The sequence below is a fragment of the candidate division WOR-3 bacterium genome (genome assembly GCA_039804165.1).
GTDB lineage: Bacteria > Hydrothermota > UBA3072 > UBA3072 > UBA3072 > JAFGHJ01.
In genome coordinates this window covers 67,545-82,030 of record JBDRZZ010000005.1, presented here as the reverse complement: position 1 = coordinate 82,030, position 14,486 = coordinate 67,545, and the positions used below count along the sequence as shown (strand labels likewise).

Genomic DNA, 14,486 nt, shown 5'->3' with positions numbered 1-14,486 from the left:
TATGGATTTAACTAAATTTAATCTTATTAAAAAAGGAAATTTTGCAAAGATTTACGAAAAAGGAGAAATTGTATACAAAGTTGGAGAACTTCTAAAGAAGGATTTACTTTACGAACAATTTAAACTTCTCTCTGAAATTAGAGACCCTCATTTTGTAACTGTTTACGAGTGGTTTGAAGATGGTGAAAAATGTGGCTTTTCAATGGAAAAAATCTCTTCTCCAACAATCGACAAAGTCTTCAAAGTAAAACCGTCTCAAAAAGAAGATTTCGACAAAATCAAAAATATTCTTAACTCCATTCTTGATGCTCTTTCAGTTCTACATTCTCGTGGAATTGTCTGTGGCGATCTTAAACCAAATCACATATTTGTGGATGAAAGAAATAACGTCAAGTTGATCGATCCAGGATATAATCCGGAAATAATTACTCCTACATATACATCTCCAGAAGCCTTTACAGAAGTCCCTTCTTTTTCTTCTGACATTTACTCTATTGGCATAATTCTTTACGAGATTTTAACAGGAGAAAAAGCATTTAAAGGAAACCTGTCAAAAATAATAGAGGAAAAACTAAAAAACCGTCTTCCCCCACCAGAAAGATATAATCCTTTAATTCCAGAGGAATTAAACTTTCTAATTCAGAGGATGATTGAACCCCAAATTGAAAATAGGATTAAGAATATAGAAGATGTAAAAAGAGAAATTCTTCTTGGAACCACAATAGAAGAAAGAAAGCTCTCATTTATTACAATTTTTTCTGGAAGAGAAAAAGAAATAAAGGATTTCGAGTTTTATCTTTCCAACCTGCCTGAGCCTCACATTTTATTAATAAAAGGAGAAAAAGGAATTGGCAAAACAGCTCTTTTAAGGGAATTCAAAATAAGAGCTCTTATAAAGGGAATAAACATAAAAGAAATGAGTTCCGGAGAAATCCATCTTTTCTTTAAAGAAGAAAGAATAACAGAACCCATTGTTATATTTATTGATAATGCTTCTCTTCAGGAAATAAAAGTTATCTTAAAAGAAAATAAAACAACAATAAGGTTAAGCCCTATTTTAATTGTGATAAGCAGCCCTGATAAAGAAAACGAATTAGAAGAATTAGAAGATATTACAACTTCTTTTACCCTTTCTCCCTTAAACAAAGAAGAAATTGAATTCATTATTAACAAAAATTTTCCTAATAAGATTATAAATAAAAAAGAGCTAACTTCTTTTCTCCTTAAACAAAGCGAAGGGAATCCTCTTATTTTAAATCAGCTAATCGAGAATCTCATTTTAGAAGGAGCAATTGAAAGAAAAGGAGATGAAATTTTCTTTAATGAGAAACTTCCCTTATCTATTTCCTTACCAAAAGGTATTGAAGAAAATTTAAAAGCAAAACTCGAAAAGCTTCCCTTAGAAGAAAAGGAACTATTAAAAAAACTATCCATTTTCCAGGAAAGCTTCCCTTTAAATTCAATTTCAATTTTTGAAATAAAAAATCCTTACACTTTGGTTAATTCTCTTTCCTCAAAGAACATATTAAAAAAAGATAAGAAAGGAATTCAATTTCTTTCTAATTGGACAAGAGATTTCTTCTATAAAAAACTGACCCAAAAAGAAAAGGAAGAACTTTATAAAAGAATAAAAAAAAGAATCTCCACTCCTGAGTCTTTACATCTTCTTGAAAAAGACTTAGGTAAAGAAAAAGAATATAGAGAATCTTTAATAAAAATAGCAAAAAAGAAAATAAAAGAGAAAGATTATCAGGAAGCTGGAAAATTTTTACAAGAAGCTCTTCTTTTAAAAGATGAGCCAATTCTTCGGATGGTTCTTGGAAGAGTTTTTGAATTAGGAGGAAAGATAAATGAAGCCCTATCCATTTACAAAGAACTTTTAGAAAAGAAAAAAGAGAATCCTTTTTATTTATTAAAAATTGGAGCTATTTTTGATAGGCTTGAGAATAAAGAAGAAGCTGAAAAATATTTTAGAGAAGGAATTAAATTTGCAAAGGGAAAATTAAAAGAAGAAGGGATTTATTGGTTAGGTTATTTTCTTGTAAGACAGGAAAGAATAGAAGAGGCAGAAAAACTCATTTTGGAATACAAAAATGAAGCAAAAGAATTACCACCAAAATTAAAATTTGTTGAAGGAAGGTTTCTCTGCGCAAAAGGAGATTTTGAGAAAACATTAAAAATTGTTGAAGAGGAACTAAAAAAAGACCTCTCCCCTACCTTAAAAAGACATTTCTTAACCCTTGGAGGGATTGCGAATCAACAGAAAGAAGAACATGAAGAGGCAATTGAATATTTTGAGAAATGTCTTGAGATATCTAAAAAAGAACGAGATTTTGTAAATGAAGCAATATTTATAACATATAAAGGAATTTCCCTTTTACGCCTTGATAACTATAAGGAAGCTTTAAAACAACTTGAAGAGGCCCTTTCAATTTTCAAAAAATTAAAAATTGGAGAACTTGAATCTCCTTGTCTAACAAGTTTATCTATTCTTTATCTTAATACTGGTTTTTGGGAAAAATTAAAAGAGAAAATAGAAGATTTTAAAAATAGGCATGGAAAGCTTCAACCTTTCTTAAAGGCAAAATTACTTGAAGGAGAGCTATATAAAGGAAATTGGCTTGAGGTTGAAAGATTAAGAAATGAATTAAAAGAAGAAAAATATGACTTAAGAGACTTAGAAGGAACAATTCTTAGATGGAAAGGAGAACTAAAAGAAGCTGAGAAGATTTTTAGAGAGGTTTTAAAAAGAACAAAAGGAGACCCAAGAGATGAAAGAGATATTGCTCGACAACTTTCGGAAGTTTTATTCTTAGAAGGAAAAAAAGAAGAGGCAGTAGAAACTCTAAAACCTTATTTTGAGAAAATCTCTTCCTTAAAATCAAATTTTGAAAAAGGGAAGCTTCTTTCTTCTTGGGGTTTTATAAACGAGGAACCAAGGTTTTGCGATAAAGCAATTAAGCTTTTCTCTAAGATTAGCCTACCTTTCCACATTGCTCAAACACAATTGAAAAAAGGAACCATTTTACTTCAAAAAAATAGAATAGAAGAAGCAATTGAAGAATTAAAAAAAGCAGAGGAAGTTTTTAAGGAGCTAAAATCAGAACTTTTCTTAAATGAAACAACCAAACTTCTTGCAGAATGCGCTAGAAAAACTTCATTAAGAAAAGGATATATCTACACCTATGACGAAATAAGTAAACTCCTTTCTTCAATTGACTCGGAAAAAAGGTTTGATGAAGCTTTATCCACAATTACAGAATTTCTAAATGCAGAAAGAGGAGCTCTAATTTTAAAAGAGAATGATAAAAATATTATTGTTTCTTCTTACAACATAGATGAAATAACTCTCCAGGACGCAAGGAAGATCTCAAAAACAATAACTGAAAAAGTTATAAAAGGAGAAGTCATAATCACAGGAGATGCAACAATAGATGAAAGATTTTACAAAATGGATTCCATTCAGAGAAATAAAATCCGTTCAATTTTATGTGTTCCAATAACTTATAAAAACAAAATTTATGGAGTTCTTTATCTTGATTCAACAATAAAAAAAGACATTTTCCTTCCTTCTGATAAAGAGTTCTTACAGTCAATTGGAAGGATTCTCGGCATTCTTTTTGCAAAAGGAGATCTCCTTTACCAAATAAAAGAGGAGTTAGCTCGGTTAAGAAAAATGACTTCCCCTCCACATTCTTTCCATTCAATAATTGGGATTTCAGAACCAATGCAAAAGATATATAAAACAATAGAAGAAATTGCTCCAACAGATGTAAATGTTTTAATCACAGGAGAAACAGGAACTGGAAAAGAACTTATTGCAAGAACGATCCACTCTTTAAGCAAAAGAAAAAATAGGCCCTTTGTAACTGTGGATTGTAGTTCCCTAACAGAAACCTTGCTTCAGAGTGAATTATTTGGTCACAAAAAGGGTTCATTCACCGGAGCAATAAAAGACAAAAAGGGAATGTGCGAAGAGGCAAACGGAGGAACTCTCTTCTTGGATGAGATTGGAGATGCTCCTCCTTCAATCCAAGCAGGACTCTTGCGAGTTACAGACCTTGGAGAAATTAGAAGGGTGGGAGAAACAGAAATAAGAAAGGTCGATGTTAGAATTATTTCTGCAACAAATAAGGATATCGAACAAATGGCTTTCTTAAGAGAATTTAGAGAAGACCTCCTTTATCGTTTAAACCAAATAAACATATCAATCCCTCCCCTAAGGGAAAGAAAAATTGATATCCCCATTTTACTTGAACATTATTTAAAAATATTTAGAGAAAAAAGAGAAAAGAAGATAAAGGGCTTTACAGAAGAAGCAATTGAGATTTTGAAAAATTATCCCTTCCCCGGAAATATTAGAGAATTAAGAAATATTGTAGAAATTTCTATAATTAAATGTAAAGGAGAATATATAAAAGAAGAAGACCTACCAGAAGAAGTAAAAAGAGAAAAAATAGAAGAGAAAAAGGTCTCATGGCCAGAGATAAAGAAAAAATGGGAAAGAGAAACAATCCTTTTAGCTCTTGAAGAAACAAATTGGGATATAAAAAAAACCGCAGAAAACTTAAAAATTTCAAAAAGACATCTATATAGACTAATTAAAGAATTTGAAATAAAAAAGTAAATTTTACGCCTCTTCTGTCCCTTTTATGACATTTTTGTCACAATAAAAATTCAGCAATTTCAATACTTTCTAAAGATTAAGCAATTTTTTATGACATAAATGTCACAAATTTTCTCTTTTTAACAATATAAGTATTTGATTTTCAATAACTTAATCTTTTTGGAACGAGTATTGCGTATAAAAATTACAAAAGAATAAAAGGAGGTGTACGTATGGTTACTTTAAATGTATTATTAATCTTATTAAGTTTTGTTGGGTCTTTGAAAAAGGGAACAAAATTAGAAAATTTAAGTAATCCAGAAATTGGAATGATTGTCTTAAGCGGTGATGGAACTGTAGGTTATTGTTAAAAAGTAAAAAATAAAGGAGGAGAAATGGTGGACTGGAAAAGGGGGTTAAGAAGACATGTAAAGATAATAACGATAGATGGATCAAAGTTTGAAGGGACTGTAACTGGAAGAAATGATAGAGGTTTATTTCTAAAAGTGGAAACCCCAATGGCGAACAACCGATCTGTTTTCGTCTCCCATCGTGCGATTTCTCATCTTGAAGTGAAAGACTGGGAGGAATAAAAATAAAACAAAAATAAAGGGTTTAGAGAGTAGAAAGTCCTACTCTCTTCCCTTTATTTTTAGAAACCTTTTATGATAGAGATAGAAAAAGAATTGGGATTTTTACTTGATTTTATTCCTGTTCCTCTTATCGCTTGGGACAAAGATTACAAAATTCTTTTCTGGAATGGAAGGGCAGAACAAGAATTTGGAAAACCAATAAAGGAAATCTTAGAACCAACACTTATGCGTGAGTTACAGGAATCAATTAAAGCTCAAAAAGAGGGAAATATTGAAGGAGAAGCCTTTGATGAAAAAGAGCCTTTTATAATCATCCAAAATATAGAAATAAAGCCTGAATTTGGAAGTAAAAGAATTTACGAATGGAGTTCTATTTTCCTTAATTTGAGTTCACAAATTAGGGGTTTATCAATGGCAAAAGATGTCTCAAAATTAGAAATACTCCAAAAAAGGATGCTTTCTTCAAGAAGGCTTGCAACAATTGGACAACTTATTGGGGGAATAGCCCATGAAGCAAACAATTTATTAATGGAAGTTTCATATGGAATTAATGCTGCCTTAGAATACATAAAGGACCCTGAAGTCCTTGAGGACGTCCAATTAGGTGCGGATGGGGTAAGGAGAATAAAAAATCTCTTAAAAGCTCTTCTCTCTAACACAAGAAAAATTAGAGGAGAGAAGAAACTCTTTAATGTAATTGATGTGGTAAAAGAAGTAGTTCATTTAGGTCAACAAGCATTATCCAAAAAATTAACAATTACAGCTTCTTATTTTGATCCAGAACCCTTAGTAATAGGAGACCCAGACCAACTTCATCAAGTGCTTATAAACCTACTAATGAACGCAAAAGATGCAATTGGAGAATCAAACGAGGGTAAAATTCACTTTGAAGTCAGAAATATCTTCCGCCTTGAGAAAGACGAAAAGGAAAAAGAATATGTCGCTATATCAGTTTCTGATAATGGATGCGGTATGGAACCTGCGGTAAAAGAAAAAATCTTTGAACTTTTCTTTACAACAAAAACAGAAGAAAATGGAGACGAAGGAGGCTCAGGAATAGGACTTTTCTTTGTCAACAGCGTAATAAGAGGAATGGGTGGTTGGATCGAAGTAGAAAGCGAAAAGGATAAAGGTTCTAAATTCACCCTCTTTATCCCCAAAAGTTAATACCTTTGGGGTCAGGTCTTGATTTTTGAATTCCTATGATTTCTAGATAATTTTTAGATTGCCGAAGGATTGTCTTCCTTTCTATAACTTATGTTGATAGAGAATCCTCTTAAGATTTTTGTAAGTTGGTATCGAAACCCTAAAGTTATTAAAATTTGGAGTAAATTCAAAAATCAAGACCTGACCCTAAGTTAGGAAAAGGGATTTTGTTTCCTAAAGTCTGGCAAAAATACCTCTCCAGAACCTCTTTCTTGGTTCCAACCATTTAAAAGCCCTAGTTCCAGTCTCTTATTCTCTGAGTAGATAATTTCATCTTCAGTAAGAGAACGATTTATTTCAGGAAAATTTTTTGCAAGATACAGAGGGTAATATTGAGTCATTAAGCTTACATAAATCTCTTTATCAATCTCTGCAATTTTCTTTAGAACACAAAAACTATTATCTAAATACCCAGGGAGAATTAAATGCCGAATGATTAAACCTCTTTTTGCAATTTGGTCCTTCAAATATAAATTACCGACCTGATTATACATTTCCCTAATTGCTTTCTCAGCTATTTTAGAATAACCAAAAGCTCTTGAATATTTCATTGCCAATTTATCATCCATATATTTAAAATCAGGTAGATAAATATCAACAAAACCTTTCATTTCTCTAAGCATATTTACACTTTCATAAGCATTCGAATTCCAAACAATTGGAATAGAAAGCCCTTTTCTCCGAGCAATAACAATAGCTTCTTTTATCTCTTTCCACCAAATTGTAGGAGTAACAAGATCAATATTAAGCGCACCATCTCTCTCAAGCCCAAGCATAATCTCAGCTAAGTCTAAAATGGAATATTCCCTCCCAAGATTTTCTTGAGAAATCTGATAATTCTGACAAAAAACACAATGAAGATTGCATCCGGAAAAGAAAATTGTGCCAGCTCCATTTTTTCCATTCCCAAAAGAAAGCTCTCCCACTAAAGGTGGTTCTTCCCCAAAATGTTTCCCATACCAGGCAATTTTTACTTTTCTTTCCTTCATCTTGTTCTTTCAAGCCGGGAAGCCGCAGCTTTATCAAGAATCACAGTAACATCAGAATGCAATTGTAAAGAAGAAGCAGGAACCTGCTTTGTAACAGGACCTTCTATAAACCGGGCACAAATTTCTGCTTTATGTTCCCCATTTGCAATAAGAATTATCTTTTCAGCTTCCAAAATTGTGCCAATCCCCATTGAAATCGCATAATGAGGAACATCTTCTATCTTATTATCAAAAAATCTCGCATTATCTCTAATTGTTACTTCTGCAAGCTTTTTAACCCGCGTTCTCCCAGAAAAAGACGAACCTGGCTCATTAAAACCAATATGACCATCCCGACCTATTCCAAGAAGTTGTAAATCAATCCCCCCCACTCTCTTGATCTCCTCTTCATACCACTTACAAAATTCTTCAGGATTTGAAGTGTCACCTCTTGGAATATGAACATTCTCTCGTCTTATATTTATTTCATAAAACAAATTTTCCCACATATAAAAATTATAACTTCTTCTATCTGTTGGAGAAAGCCCAAGATATTCATCTAAGTTAAAGGTAATCACATCTGAAAAATCAAGGCCCTCCTCTTTGTGTAATCTGATAAGTTCTTTATAAGTTCCAAGCGGCGTATTTCCTGTGGCGAGCCCTAACACAATTTGCTCTCTTTTCTTTATTTCTTCGGCTATTAATTTTGCGGCAAGTTTACTCATTTCTTCGTAATCAGAGGTAATTATTAATTTAAGCATATAAACCTCTCCTTTCTATAACACTAATATATTTTTAATTTTCGTCAAGAGAATTTTTTAGATTATTTCCTTAAAAACAAAGATTTCTCTTAGCACTTGACATAACTTTACTTCTTTTTATAATTATTTTATTATGATTAATTCAATCTTCCTTTTAAAATCAAAAAATCTCGAAAGGAGGTCTCTTTTCATCCCTCCAAAAAGGGAATTTTTTTATCTTCACTTCCAAATTACTCTTTTACTTAAAAGAAAAATTTCCCTTTAATTTAATTCTTAAATCTCAAAAAAATATTTTTAATAAACCTCTTTTTTTTAGAAACTCCCTTGAAAAGAATTGTGTTTTGTATAAATTAGAGAAAATCATTATGCAAAGTTAAGGTGGTTTTATGAAATATGTAAGAAAAGAAATTCAGGAATTGAAAGAATACAAAGTTCCACAAGAGAAATATGAAGTAAAGCTAAATCAAAATGAGTCTCCTTATGATGTTCCTTTAAATTTAAAAAAAGAAATATTAAAAAGAATGCTTAAAATAAACTGGAATAGATATCCGCCACGAACTGCCAATCCTTTAGTTGAAGCAATTGCTAAATATAATAATTTTCCCAAAAATGGAATAGTGGCAGGGAATGCCTCAAATGAAATAATTCAAGCAGTCTTCCAAACATTCTGTGAAAAAAAAGATAAAGTTACTTTCGTTTCTCCAAGTTTTCCAATATACACTTATCTTGCTAAAATTATGAATCTAACAATAATAGAGGTTCCCCTTTTAGAAGATTTCAGTTTTGATATAAGATCAATAATCAAAAAAGGAAAAAATTCAAAAATGGTCGTTTTAGCAGTCCCAAACAATCCTACAGGAACAACAATTTTTCTTCCAGAAATAGAAGAAATTGCAAAAAATATAAATGGAGTTTTAGTTTTAGACGAAGCTTATTTCGAATTCTCAAAGGAAACCGCAGTTCCCCTATTAAATAAATATGAAAATCTCGTTATAATTAGAACTCTATCTAAAGCTTTTGGACTGGCAGGCCTTAGAATCGGCTATCTTTTAAGTAATGAAACTTTAGCAAGCCAAATTCAAAAGGCAAAGCTTCCCTTCTCCTTGGGAATATTCAGCCAGGTGGCGGGAGAGGTTTTATTAAAAAATAAGGAATATAAAGAAGAGGTTGTAAAAAAAATCATAAAAGAAAGAGAGAATATTTTCTCCAAATTACAAGATCTTCCAGGAATTGAACCCATTCCTTCTTACACTAATTTTATCCTTTTTAAAACAAAATTTCTTTCTGGAAAAGAACTATTTGAAGAACTTTATAAAAAGGGAGTCCTTTTAAGATACTTCGACAACCCAAGATTGAAAAACACATTGAGGGTAACAATTGGAAAAACCAAAGAAAATAAAATTTTTATTGAAAGATTGAGAGAGGTTATAAATGAGAAAAACATCTGTTGAAAGAAAAACAAAAGAAACAGAGATAAAAGTTGAATTAAATATTGATGGGAGCGGAACTTACAAGATTGAAACTCCAATTGGATTTTTAAATCACTCCCTGGAGAATTTCGCTAAACACGGTCTTTTTGATTTACAAATAAAAGCAATTGGCGATTTAAACGTAGATCAACATCACCTTGTAGAAGATTGTGGGATTACCCTTGGTCTTAGCTTCAAAAAAGCTCTTGGAGACAAAAGGGGAATTAATAGGGCAGGATATTTTGTTTATCCAATGGATGAGGCCCTTGCTGTTGTAGCTGTGGACATAAGCGGAAGACCATATCTCCAATTTGAAGCAAAATTTAAAAGGAGATTTTGCGGAGACTTAGACACAGACCTTATCGAAGATTTCTTCTATGGATTCGCTACAAATCTTGGGGCAAATCTTGTAGTAAGGATGCCTTATGGCAGAAACGACCACCACAAAATTGAAGCCATTTTTAAGGCTTTTGGAAAGGCAATGAAAATGGCTTGCTCATTGGATAAAAGAGCAATTGAAGACATACCGAGCACAAAAGGAGTAATAGAAAATGATAGCAATAATTGATTATGGTGCAGGGAATCTCCACTCGGTAAAGAAAGCTTTTAATTTTCTAAAAAAAGAGACTATAGTAGCAACGGAGCCAAAAGATTTAAAAGAAATTAATAAAATTGTTCTTCCAGGAGTTGGGGCTTTTGAAGCAGCAATAAATAAATTAAAAGAAAATGGTTTTTATGAAATAATAAAGAATTGGCTAATTAATAATAGACCTTTTTTGGGCATCTGCCTTGGTATGCAACTTCTCTTCGAAGAAAGTATGGAATCTAAAGAATCAAAAGGCTTTGGAATCTTTAAGGGGAAATGTCTTAAATTTGAAAAAGGTAAAGTTCCTCAAATAGGATGGAACGAAATAGAAATTAAAAAGAATTCTCCTCTCCTTACAGGAATCAAAAATAAAACTTATTTTTATTTTTTGCACAGTTATTTTGTAGAACCTATCGATTCTGAAATAATTGTAGCTACTACCAATTACTATAAGAATTATCCTTCAATAATAGAAAAAGGTAATATAATAGGAGTTCAATTTCATCCTGAAAAAAGTGGAGAAATGGGTCTAAAACTCCTAAGAAATTGGGTAGAAAAATGTTAGCGATAAGAATCATCCCTTGTCTTGATGTAGAAAATGGGAAGGTTGTAAAAGGAGTGAAATTTAAAAATCTAAATAGCGTTGGAGACCCTGTTGAACTTGCAAGAACTTATTACAAAGATGGAGCAGATGAACTTATGTTTTTAGATGTAGGGGCATCTTACAAAAGTAGAGAAATCTTGATAGAAGTTGTAAAAAAGGTCTCTGAAGAAGTCTTTATCCCTCTAACTGTGGGAGGGGGGATCCGTTCTGTTTCAGATATAAGAAAAGTCTTAAATGCTGGGGCAGATAAAGTCTCAATCTGCACAAGTGCCATAAAAAATCCCTCCTTAATAAGTGAAGGAGCTAAAATTTTTGGTTCTCAATGTATCGTGCTTTCAATAGACGCTAAAAGAAAAGGGAACAAATGGATAGCATATACTCACGGAGGTAGATTTAACTCAGGATTATCTGTAATAGAATGGGCAAAAAAAGGTGAAGAATTAGGAGCAGGAGAAATTCTTCTTAATTCAATAGATAAGGATGGAACCAAAGAAGGTTATGATCTTGAACTCACTAAAATGGTCTCAGAAGCAGTGAATATTCCCGTAATCGCCTCAGGAGGAGCAGGGAATCTCGAACAAGTAGCCCTTGCCATTCTAAAAGGAAAAGCTTCCAGTGTTTTACTTGCATCTCTACTTCATTATGGTGAATATAAAATAAAAGATATAAAGAAATATCTAAAAGAAAGGGGGATTACCGTTAGATGATTGTGGCTTCTATTGATTTAATGGAAGGAAAAGCTGTCCAACTGAGAAGAGGAAAAGAAAAAATGTTGGAACATAGCCAACCTCTAAAATTGGCAGAAGAATTCGATAAATATGGAGAAATCGCAGTGATTGACCTTGATGCCGCGATGGAAAAAGGAGAAAATAAAGAAATTATCAAAAATATCCTAAAAATAGCTGAATGCAGGGTTGGAGGTGGAATTAGAAGTGTAGAAAAAGCCAAAGAGATGATTTCTCTTGGGGCAAAAAAGGTTATAATTGGGTCTAAGGCTTTTGAAAATGATAAGATAAACAAGACCTTCTTAAAAGAGCTCAAAAAAAAAGTAGGTAAGGGGAAAATAATAATAGCCATAGATGCTTTAAATGAAATAATTGTAACAAGAGGTTGGAAGCACTCTACAGGAATTTCTCTTTATAAAGCGATAAAAGATTTAGAAGAATTTGCCTCCGAATTTTTATTTACCTGTGTAGAAAAAGAAGGAACCTTAAAAGGTATAAACCTTGAGATTGTAAAGAAATTGTTAAAAGAGACAAAAAATAAAGTTACAGTAGCAGGAGGTGTAAGCACAATTGAAGAAATAAAAGAATTAGCTAACTTGGGATGTGATGTCCAACTTGGAATGGCTCTATATACAGGAAAAATTTCTTTAAAAGATGGGTTTATAGAATCTCTTAATTGGAAAACAGACCTCTTACCAACAATTACTCAAGATGATGAAGGTCAAGTTTTAATGCTTGCATATTCAAATAAAGATTCTTTAAGAAAAACTTTTGAAACAGGTAATATGTGCTATTTTTCTCGCTCGAGGGGAAAACTTTGGATGAAAGGAGAAACTTCTGGAAACATCCAAAAGCTTCTAAAAATAAGAGCTGATTGTGATAGAGATACCCTACTTGCCACAGTTCAACAAAAAGGAGTTGCTTGTCACCTCGAAACTTACACTTGTTTTGGAGAGAAGAACTTTAATTTGAAAGAATTGTATAAAATAATTAAAGACAAGATAAGAGATCCTAAAAACCGAGTCTCCTATGAAGACTTAAATAAGGAACTTTTAGAAGGAAAAGATAAAGAAGAGATTAAATTAAAGGCTGCAAATTTATTATACCTCGCGACCTTTGCTTTGGCAAAGAGTAATATTTCTTTTGACGAAGTTTTAAGCGAATTAAGGAGGTATAGAAAATGAACATTAAAGATGCAATTAAAAAAGTTGTAGAAGAAGAAAATCTAACTCAGGAAGAGGCATATAAAGTGGCTCTTTCAATTATGAACGGAGAAACAACAGATGCTCAAATAGCCTCGCTCATAACCGGAATGAGGATGAAGGGAGAAACCGTTGATGAAATAACTGGATTTGTAAGAGCTATGAGAGAAAAAGTAACAAAGATAAATGTTCCTATTGAATGCCTCATAGATACCTGTGGAACAGGTGGTGATGGAGTAGGAACATTCAATATCTCCACAATAAGCGCATTTGTTGCTGCAGGAGCAAATTGTAAAGTCGCAAAACATGGAAATCGTTCTGTATCAAGTAGATGCGGAAGTGCAGATTTGTTAAAAGAGCTCGGAATCAATATTGAAAATCCACCAGAAAAAGTAGAAAAGTGTATACAAGAAGCAGGATTTGGATTCCTATTTGCACCTCTTTTACATCCCGCTATGAAATACGCAATTGGGCCAAGAAGAGAGATGGGAATTAGAACAATATTTAATATCCTTGGTCCTTTAACAAATCCTGCAGGAGCAAAAAGACAACTATTGGGTGTTTATTCTAAAGAATTAACCTCCACAATTGCTAACGTTCTTCTTAATCTTGGATCAATTCACTGTATGGTTGTGCATGGAGAAGATGGCTTAGATGAAATAACAACAACAGGAAAAACTTTTGTAAGTGAATTAAAAATGGGGGAAATAATAGAATATACAATAACACCGGAAGACTTTGGAATAAAAAGGGCAAATTTAGAAGAACTTAAAGGAGGAACCCCAGAAGAAAATGCAAAAATAACAGTTAGTATTCTCAAAGGAGAAAAAGGTCCTAAAAGAGATGTTACTTTGCTAAATGCAGGAGCAGCTATATATATTGCAGGGAAAGCAAACTCCTTAGAGGAAGGTATCGAAAAAGCAAAGGAATCCATCGATTCAGGAGAAGCATTAAGAAAATTAGACCTATTAAAGAAGATAGCTCTATGATAGAAAAAAATATTCTAAAAAAGATCCTCGATTTTAAAAAAGTAGAAATTGAGAAAAGAAGGAGTTTCATTCCTCTTAGAACTTTTATCCAAAAAATACCAAAAGAAACAAGAGATTTTAAGAAAGCTTTAGAGGGAAACAAAATTTCTCTAATTGCTGAAATAAAAAGAATGTCTCCTTCTTCTGGAATAATAATGGAAAATCTTGATCCTATTGCTATAGCAAGGGAATATGAAAGTTCTGGGGCGAGTGCAATATCTATTATAACTGATGCAAAATTCTTCTGGGGCAAAGATAGTGACATACCTCTTGTAAAAGGAGGAGTTGGGCTCCCTATATTAAGAAAAGATTTCATCATAGACGAATATCAAATATATGAATCCGCCTATCTTGGAGCTGATGCAATCCTTTTAATAGCAAGAATCCTTGAATTAGAACAATTAAAAAAATTTATCCAACTTGCAAAAGACCTTGGACTTTATCCCCTTGTAGAGATCCACAAAAAAGAAGAACTACAGAAAGTCTTCTCTACCGAAGCAGAGATAATAGGGATAAACAATAGAGATCTCGAAACATTCAAAACATCTATTGACAACTCAATAAATTTAAAGAAATTTATCCCTGAGAAATATATAACAGTGAGTGAAAGTGGTATTAAAAAAAGAGAGGACGTCCAAATCTTAGAAGAAGCAGGATTTAACGCAATTTTAGTTGGAGAAACACTATTAAGGGAAAGAGAACCTGGAGAAAAAATAAAAGAACTTCTTGGAAGGTAAA

General features: G+C 32.3%; 13 protein-coding genes. 11 read left to right on the top strand and 2 right to left on the bottom strand.

The window, feature by feature from the left end:
- Position 1: 1 nt before the first annotated feature.
- From ABIN61_03555 to ABIN61_03540, 4 genes are all read left to right on the top strand, one after another.
- A complete protein-coding gene (locus ABIN61_03555; GenBank protein MEO0293283.1) occupies positions 2–4,627 on the top strand; it encodes a sigma 54-interacting transcriptional regulator in 4,626 nt (1,541 codons plus the stop codon).
- A 212-nt stretch (positions 4,628–4,839) separates the two neighbouring features.
- Positions 4,840–4,977, top strand: coding sequence for a hypothetical protein (locus tag ABIN61_03550; GenBank protein ID MEO0293282.1), 138 nt, complete (start codon positions 4,840–4,842; stop codon positions 4,975–4,977).
- Positions 4,978–5,001: 24 nt separating this feature from the next.
- Positions 5,002–5,199 (top strand): hypothetical protein, encoded by a 198-nt coding sequence (locus ABIN61_03545; protein ID MEO0293281.1) that lies wholly within the window; start codon positions 5,002–5,004, stop codon positions 5,197–5,199.
- A 72-nt stretch (positions 5,200–5,271) separates the two neighbouring features.
- Positions 5,272–6,366, top strand: coding sequence for an ATP-binding protein (locus ABIN61_03540; GenBank protein MEO0293280.1), 1,095 nt, complete (start codon positions 5,272–5,274; stop codon positions 6,364–6,366).
- Between the two features lie 191 nt (positions 6,367–6,557).
- Here the strand turns inward: ABIN61_03540 and ABIN61_03535 are convergent, their stop codons facing one another.
- Both ABIN61_03535 and nagB read right to left on the bottom strand, forming a co-directional pair.
- Positions 6,558–7,394: a radical SAM protein gene (locus tag ABIN61_03535; GenBank protein MEO0293279.1), complete on the bottom strand. Its 837-nt coding sequence runs from the start codon at positions 7,392–7,394 to the stop codon at positions 6,558–6,560.
- Complete coding sequence (nagB, locus tag ABIN61_03530) at positions 7,391–8,134, bottom strand: glucosamine-6-phosphate deaminase (protein ID MEO0293278.1); 744 nt, start codon at positions 8,132–8,134, stop codon at positions 7,391–7,393. Before nagB ends, ABIN61_03535 begins: the two co-directional genes overlap by 4 nt.
- A 386-nt stretch (positions 8,135–8,520) precedes the next feature.
- Here nagB and hisC point away from each other — a divergent pair, with 386 nt between their 5' ends.
- From hisC to trpC, 7 genes are read left to right on the top strand one after another with little or no spacing between them, the layout of a single operon-like run.
- Positions 8,521–9,585 (top strand): histidinol-phosphate transaminase, encoded by a 1,065-nt coding sequence (gene hisC, locus ABIN61_03525; GenBank protein MEO0293277.1) that lies wholly within the window; start codon positions 8,521–8,523, stop codon positions 9,583–9,585.
- Positions 9,566–10,171 carry an imidazoleglycerol-phosphate dehydratase HisB gene (gene hisB, locus ABIN61_03520; protein ID MEO0293276.1) on the top strand — a complete coding sequence of 202 codons (606 nt, stop codon included), beginning with the start codon at positions 9,566–9,568 and terminating at the stop codon, positions 10,169–10,171. The genes hisC and hisB overlap by 20 nt, the downstream gene beginning before the upstream one ends.
- A complete protein-coding gene (gene hisH, locus ABIN61_03515) occupies positions 10,155–10,754 on the top strand; it encodes an imidazole glycerol phosphate synthase subunit HisH (protein ID MEO0293275.1) in 600 nt (199 codons plus the stop codon). Before hisB ends, hisH begins: the two co-directional genes overlap by 17 nt.
- On the top strand, positions 10,748–11,500 hold the full coding sequence (hisF, locus tag ABIN61_03510) for an imidazole glycerol phosphate synthase subunit HisF (GenBank protein ID MEO0293274.1): 753 nt from the start codon (positions 10,748–10,750) through the stop codon (positions 11,498–11,500). The genes hisH and hisF overlap by 7 nt, the downstream gene beginning before the upstream one ends.
- Complete coding sequence (hisI, locus tag ABIN61_03505; GenBank protein ID MEO0293273.1) at positions 11,497–12,702, top strand: phosphoribosyl-AMP cyclohydrolase; 1,206 nt, start codon at positions 11,497–11,499, stop codon at positions 12,700–12,702. The genes hisF and hisI overlap by 4 nt, the downstream gene beginning before the upstream one ends.
- Positions 12,699–13,709 carry an anthranilate phosphoribosyltransferase gene (gene trpD, locus ABIN61_03500; protein ID MEO0293272.1) on the top strand — a complete coding sequence of 337 codons (1,011 nt, stop codon included), beginning with the start codon at positions 12,699–12,701 and terminating at the stop codon, positions 13,707–13,709. The genes hisI and trpD overlap by 4 nt, the downstream gene beginning before the upstream one ends.
- On the top strand, positions 13,706–14,485 hold the full coding sequence (gene trpC / locus ABIN61_03495; GenBank protein ID MEO0293271.1) for an indole-3-glycerol phosphate synthase TrpC: 780 nt from the start codon (positions 13,706–13,708) through the stop codon (positions 14,483–14,485). The genes trpD and trpC overlap by 4 nt, the downstream gene beginning before the upstream one ends.
- Position 14,486: the final 1 nt, after the last annotated feature.

Bases quoted from the DNA above. Each gene is read 5' to 3' on its own strand.
- ABIN61_03555 (MEO0293283.1), top strand. From the start codon at position 2: ATGGATTTAACTAAATTTAATCTTATTAAAAAAGGAAATTTTGCAAAG.
- ABIN61_03550 (MEO0293282.1), top strand. From the start codon at position 4,840: ATGGTTACTTTAAATGTATTATTAATCTTATTAAGTTTTGTTGGGTCT.
- ABIN61_03545 (MEO0293281.1), top strand. From the start codon at position 5,002: ATGGTGGACTGGAAAAGGGGGTTAAGAAGACATGTAAAGATAATAACG.
- ABIN61_03540 (MEO0293280.1), top strand. From the start codon at position 5,272: ATGATAGAGATAGAAAAAGAATTGGGATTTTTACTTGATTTTATTCCT.
- ABIN61_03535 (MEO0293279.1), bottom strand. From the start codon at position 7,394: ATGAAGGAAAGAAAAGTAAAAATTGCCTGGTATGGGAAACATTTTGGG.
- nagB (MEO0293278.1), bottom strand. From the start codon at position 8,134: ATGCTTAAATTAATAATTACCTCTGATTACGAAGAAATGAGTAAACTT.
- hisC (MEO0293277.1), top strand. From the start codon at position 8,521: ATGAAATATGTAAGAAAAGAAATTCAGGAATTGAAAGAATACAAAGTT.
- hisB (MEO0293276.1), top strand. From the start codon at position 9,566: ATGAGAAAAACATCTGTTGAAAGAAAAACAAAAGAAACAGAGATAAAA.
- hisH (MEO0293275.1), top strand. From the start codon at position 10,155: ATGATAGCAATAATTGATTATGGTGCAGGGAATCTCCACTCGGTAAAG.
- hisF (MEO0293274.1), top strand. From the start codon at position 10,748: ATGTTAGCGATAAGAATCATCCCTTGTCTTGATGTAGAAAATGGGAAG.
- hisI (MEO0293273.1), top strand. From the start codon at position 11,497: ATGATTGTGGCTTCTATTGATTTAATGGAAGGAAAAGCTGTCCAACTG.
- trpD (MEO0293272.1), top strand. From the start codon at position 12,699: ATGAACATTAAAGATGCAATTAAAAAAGTTGTAGAAGAAGAAAATCTA.
- trpC (MEO0293271.1), top strand. From the start codon at position 13,706: ATGATAGAAAAAAATATTCTAAAAAAGATCCTCGATTTTAAAAAAGTA.